Here is a 5666-nt window from a genome sequence, read left to right as displayed (position 1 = left end):
AATTGCTCAAGATCTTCTTTTGTCTTTTTTGAATTTTCCATTGTAGTCATAATTTATAAAATTTTGAATTATGACACACTTAAATAAACAGTCTCCCTCCATAGTTCACATAGTTCAACTTTACAAACCCAAATCTTTCATGAAACCAATAGGTCACTTCAGATTGGCCGAGGTCAAAGTTTGATACGGCTTTAACTTTCCAACAATTTTCTAACTCACCGTAGTTTGTTTGTATAGTTTCTTTGGATAGTATTTCGAAGGTACTTTTTACTTTCATATGTGACCAATCTCCCCAACCTTCCTGCAATGTTATAGTGTTGTCATTCCATTTTTTTCCTACACTCAAAGGAAATTTAATTTGCGGAAATGGAGCTACCTCTGTGAAGTTATATTGGTTGGACCTGAATGGATGCATCCATATTTCTTCCACATTCTCTCTTATTCCTGTACTTACCGTTTGCCACCATTCATCGGAAACAGCGCTCTTGTTAAGCTGATATAAATTAATGCTATCAATTGACTCCTTGTCAAATTCATATTTTACCAGAATCTCGTCCTGTTTTTCTGGATGATGTTCCCATCGCTTCCCCGTTGCCATTAATAAAATACGCTCCTTGGAGATTAATCTATTCGATGCGCTATAGAATGCTGCATCAAAAGCGTAAATTCTACAGGGTTTAAAGACTTCTCTTCTTTTTTCTATCCTTAGAATAGAATCCATATGAGGTGTCATTTCTCCGCTTATGCTTGCTCTATATTCGTACTTTGGCATTGGTTCTGGCGAGCACCTAAAATCATCACCTTTATTGTTGGTGCAACCCCCAAGGAGAAAGATAACACCAAAGAATAGGCATAGTGTATATGTCATAGCAGCTAATGGTGTGTAATGGCTTTACAAAGTTTTACTGGCTCAGTTGTTCAATCATTTTGTTGGCATAATCAATCTGACGTTGGTCATCGCTTGTTGCTAATTCAGGAACTTTTTTGAAATATTCAACCGCCATTTCGTTATTTCCATTTGTTCTATAGTATTGCGCTAATCCAAAATACCCGCCAAAATAATTCGGAAAATTTGCTTTAACCAACTCGAACACTTTTAGTGTTTTTTCGGGTTCTTTTTTCAAATAACTAAAACCTAAACTGACTAAATCCTTTTCTACAATATCAAATTTAGTAGGGTGGGATTTTAGTTGATTAAACTTGTTTGTAATATTTTCTATTCCATTTTCTTCAATGTCTTTTTGAAGTAATATGTCCGCTGGAACAGGGATTTTACCATCGGAATAATAACTTGCCAAGAAATAGGCTTTACGGTCCAGGCCATCATAATCTTCGGTATTGGTATATATGACTACTGTAATTTTTTCCGAAGGAATCCGTACAGAAAAATTTCTAAAACCTGTGGTACCACCAGCATGGGTTAAATACTTTCTATCATTTATTATAAAAATTCGCCATCCAAAACCATAACCCTTACCCTCGGTTTTTCCATTTTCATCCCAATTGGAAAACGCATCGTTTAGCAAGTCTGTACTTACCAGGGTTTCATTATATAAACCTCTATCCCAATGCACATAATCCCTGACAGAGGAGTAAATACCACCATCACCTAATATGGCCGACCAAGTATTTTGGTCTATATTTTCATAGATGTTGTCATTGAATGTATACCCATAGGCACGATTTTTAATGGGTAGGCCTTTTTGGTAAACAGTGCTATTGGTCATTCCTATTTTTTCAAAAATCTCCTTATCCATAAACTCTTTAAAAGTTTTGCCAGAAACCCGTTCTATAATCATTGCCAAAACAGCATAACCGGAATTACTGTATCGGTATTTGGAATTTGCTGGAAACAAAAGGCTGTCTTGCGCTATTAGAAGATTAAGTACATCTTTATCAACAAGCTGTTCTTCTCCTACTTTTGTATATAATTTCTCGTAATCTTGTAAACCTGACCTGTGCGACATTAAATTTTTTAGGGTTATGTCTTTGCCATATTCTGGGAACTCAGGAATTACTTCTGTGAGTTTGGTGTTATAAGTTAGTTTTCCTTGATGTATTAAAATCAAAATTCCCATGGCTGTAAACTGCTTTGTTACAGAGGCCAGTCTATAATTGGTTTCACAAGTGGCAAGGATCTTATTTTCCAAATCGGCATATCCAAAGCTTTGGCATTCTTTTATGTTACCATCTTTTATGACAACAAAACTTGCGCTTGGCTTTTCACCGATATAATCTTGGAACAGAAAATTTAGTACATCTTGTTTGCTCTCCTTCTTTTCCACCAGTTGTTCGGAAGGCTTACACCCACAAATTAGGATTAAAAAGACTAATGTTAAATAGGTGTACTTCATTTTTTTTAAAGCCAAAGTTCTCGCAGGACGACAATTCGCGTGGAAGTTTGGATGCGAATTTGTCGTCTTAATTATTTTGTTTGTTATGAAAAACTAATTTAGTTTATTTTCAATTAAATCCGTCATTTGTGTTATACGTTGTTATTTGTGGTTTATATTTCTCCTAATTCTACCTTATCATATGTTTTTCTTACAAATTGAAATTCTCCAAATTGATAGTTGGATTCCAGGCCTAATTTTTTCTCAGCCAAATATTTATCTGAAAATTCAATTAATTTTCCTTTAGAGCTGATTTTTTCGATATGATTTAATATGTTATTCATCAGGTTGAAAATTAGATCGTCAGTAAATATCAAATCATCTTTGGTTATATCTTGTGTTTTACCATCGTGAACGTAGTCACATCTCTTTTTGTATATAATTTTCAGCTTATCCTCTATTTTATCATTTATCCAATCCGCACACCAATCGAGAAAATATTCGCTTCTTTCTATTAATTTTTCTTCAATTTTTTCTCCTTGACTTACTAATAACATTTCTAAGGCAATGACATTTTGCAAAAAAGCCTCTGGTATATCATGAGAATTCAAGCTTTTACCAACTAGCTTTGCGACAGAAATCAATATGTTTTTCCATTTAGTATTTATCTTCTTTTCTCCGTTAATAATTGAAAAAAGTTTTAAATAAAAAAATGATTTGTGAAAGCGTAACCAGTTTTCATTAGGTTCAATTGGCATAGGATGTAACTTTGTAAAATTAAGAGAATAGCGTTTATTTATTTTATCCAATGCAATCATTCTATAATGCATAAATCCTTTAGATCTTTTTATTTCAATTTTACTTTGAAATTTTCTTCTCGAATATCCAAGATTTGAAAAACTCATAAGATTTAGTGCATCTTCTATTATTCTAATATTCTCAGTTCTTTTCTCTTCGGGTGTTCCTGTAAAGCTACATACCGCATATGTATTTGAATAACTAAAAAAGTCGGTAACATTTTCTTTTATTCCAAATTTTGACAGTTCCGATATTCGATATTGTATCCCTAATCTTTTTCTGATTTTAGGAAGCTTCTTTTTAGTAACTAAGATGACGTTACCAATTTTAAATTCAGAATTTGTTGATTCAGTAAGTTCTAATCCTGAAATTGGAGCAACGAATAACCATTTACTTTTTAAATCTTTTATTTTAGTCATTTGATTTTACCAGAATTTCTCAAATAAATCTCGCATAACGGTTTGTGTTTGAAACGTAGCATATAAATAAACGCTAACTTTTTGGATTAACACAGAGCCGAATTTTTTGTTTTGATTTTACCTTTTCATTTTAAAAGCCAAATTGTAAATTAGCACCAACCTTTCATTTAGCACTTACTAGCCATGTTTTATACACGTTGTTGTAAGGCGTTTTTCTTGATAATTCACGTTAATTTCGTCAATTTCCCAAAGTTCATAAATGCGATTTATTTCTTCTTGAGGTATCAAATTTAATCCACTCAATTGTTCTGTTTTCAGCAATTTATCTAAAATGATTTTTCTTCCTTCCAAAGTTATTGGTCCAAGCCCTTTTGCACCATTTCTTCTATATGAACATCTATACTTTATATTGTCCCTAAATTCAGCAATCCAATTTCTGAATTCAAATAATTCCTTGAGCTCAGAATATCCATTTTCTATCATATTACCCATTGACTTGTCTTTCCGCACAACAGTACAAGTCCAACACCCAAATCTTGAATTGCCGCACGATGATCCTTTAGATTCTCTATAAACAGGACATTCAGATTCTGCATCTTTGTAAATCATTCTAATTTGGTTAAAGTCAATACTTTTTGGTAGTTCGTTATAACGTAATGTAAGCCAAACATCTTCTAGGGCGTGATTAATAATTGGACTAAAAATGATGTTACTTGATGAGCCACTTTGTTTTAGATAATATTCATTATCTGTTTTGTGTTTTGATATTGTTCTATCCCTTTGCTCGCTTTCAGAACTTCTTACTCCAAGCAGAATAACAGCTTTCACGTCTTTATCAATAAGCTCTTTAACGGGGTTGATTCTTAACTTATCTGTGCACCAACGAAAAATATTTGTTGGTGTTGGATAGCCTCTACCTATTACTTTTACAAAAAATCTGTCTTCTAGTTTAGGTTTTAATATTGTAAATAACAACGGAATGTTAAGCTGTTTACATTCTTTTTTAAGTTTTTCAAAAGTTTCATAAACATATGTGGTAACAATTGGGTTTTCAACACCTGTATCGCAATACAAAACGGTAATTGGTTTGTGAAAATATTCTATTCGTTTTAGAGCATTAAAAACTAATTTTAGCATTGAAGAAGAATCTTTTCCTCCACTATAACCAATATACCATGGCAAATCATTTTTTTGGTATTCTTGTATTATAACGTTTATTACTTCTTTATCCTTTTTGGGTGTTTTCTGCATACGACTACTTTAAAATGTCATCGAATCTTTTTTTAACAATTGATGACAATTCTTTATCGTTCACAATCGGATCTAGTTGTTTATTAGATAAGTTAATATGCTTCTTTACAGAAATGAGATGTAGTACAAATGCAATAATAGAAGTATAAAGTAGAAATGAAATTATTGATTCCACATTTTCAATGTCTTTGAAAAAGCATTTGTAAATAAAATAGAGGACAAAAAATATTAAAGCGATATCTGCAGTTGAAGTCCAAAATATACCATTAAACTTAACGTTTTCACCTTTTCTTTTAAGCGATTCATCATTGTCAATTACCTTATAAAAAGTAGTCATATATGCCTCTTTATATAATAGAGTTTTACGTTGTTCTTTAGTTACCTCTTTGCCATATGCAGAAATTAGTTTGTCCAATATGTTTTTAGTGATAAAATAATGAGATGGATTTGTAATCAATCTTTGAATATTTAATTGATAATAAACCGCTCCTAGTAGTAATGATATAAAGGAAATATACATTACGTGTAATCCCTTAATGTCTAAAACTTCAGAATAATAATGATTGTAAATCGGATATAAGCCAAGAAGTAAAACAAATCCTGGAATGAATACTCTTAAATATTTTAATGTCTTTTGTTCCATAGTTTTTTAAATGATTTACAACGGTCTAGTTTAACCGTCAGTTACGGGTTAATATGCGTTAATTTCCGATTTGGCACAGGCTTTAGCAATTCCGCGTGGATTCGGACGTAGTCGAATCCGCCATAATTGGAAAATCCGGTGATATTGACCACCTAATTCCGGTTTAAACTGACCATGGCATTCCTGAGTATGTTGACCACCCCATTCCGGGGCATGTTGACC

The 5666-nt window shown here is 32.4% G+C and carries 5 protein-coding genes; all 5 read right to left on the bottom strand.

The genetic code is table 11. The features are described from left to right. Positions 1–79 precede the first annotated feature (79 nt). The 5 genes from MWU82_RS23755 to MWU82_RS23735 all read right to left on the bottom strand — a co-directional run bounded on the left by MWU82_RS23755 (position 80) and on the right by MWU82_RS23735 (position 5444). Entirely contained in the window at positions 80–868 is a 789-nt protein-coding gene (locus MWU82_RS23755) for a hypothetical protein (RefSeq protein ID WP_247098215.1), read from the bottom strand. A gap of 34 nt (positions 869–902) precedes the next feature. Beyond that, the gene (locus MWU82_RS23750; protein WP_247098213.1) at positions 903–2354 is read right to left on the bottom strand and encodes a serine hydrolase domain-containing protein; all 1452 of its coding nucleotides are present in this window, start codon (positions 2352–2354) and stop codon (positions 903–905) included. Positions 2355–2506: 152 nt separating this feature from the next. Then, the gene (locus MWU82_RS23745) at positions 2507–3550 is read right to left on the bottom strand and encodes a HEPN domain-containing protein (protein ID WP_247098211.1); all 1044 of its coding nucleotides are present in this window, start codon (positions 3548–3550) and stop codon (positions 2507–2509) included. 177 nt (positions 3551–3727) lie between these two features. Beyond that, entirely contained in the window at positions 3728–4801 is a 1074-nt protein-coding gene (locus tag MWU82_RS23740) for a phosphoadenosine phosphosulfate reductase family protein (RefSeq protein WP_247098209.1), read from the bottom strand. Between the two features lie 4 nt (positions 4802–4805). Then, complete coding sequence (locus MWU82_RS23735) at positions 4806–5444, bottom strand: hypothetical protein (protein ID WP_247098207.1); 639 nt, start codon at positions 5442–5444, stop codon at positions 4806–4808. Between the last annotated feature and the right edge of the window lie 222 nt (positions 5445–5666).

It is taken from the genome of Arenibacter sp. S6351L (genome assembly GCF_023016025.1).
In the GTDB taxonomy this organism is placed as follows: Bacteria; Bacteroidota; Bacteroidia; order Flavobacteriales; family Flavobacteriaceae; genus Arenibacter; species Arenibacter algicola_B.
Note: the sequence above shows the minus strand (reverse complement) of the source record. Positions and strands in the feature narration are given on the sequence as shown.

What these genes read in the sequence shown, in the direction of transcription:
- MWU82_RS23755 (WP_247098215.1), bottom strand. Translation starts at nt 868, where the DNA reads ATGACATATACACTATGCCTATTCTTTGGTGTTATCTTTCTCCTTGGG.
- MWU82_RS23750 (WP_247098213.1), bottom strand. Translation starts at nt 2,354, where the DNA reads ATGAAGTACACCTATTTAACATTAGTCTTTTTAATCCTAATTTGTGGG.
- MWU82_RS23745 (WP_247098211.1), bottom strand. Translation starts at nt 3,550, where the DNA reads ATGACTAAAATAAAAGATTTAAAAAGTAAATGGTTATTCGTTGCTCCA.
- MWU82_RS23740 (WP_247098209.1), bottom strand. Translation starts at nt 4,801, where the DNA reads ATGCAGAAAACACCCAAAAAGGATAAAGAAGTAATAAACGTTATAATA.
- MWU82_RS23735 (WP_247098207.1), bottom strand. Translation starts at nt 5,444, where the DNA reads ATGGAACAAAAGACATTAAAATATTTAAGAGTATTCATTCCAGGATTT.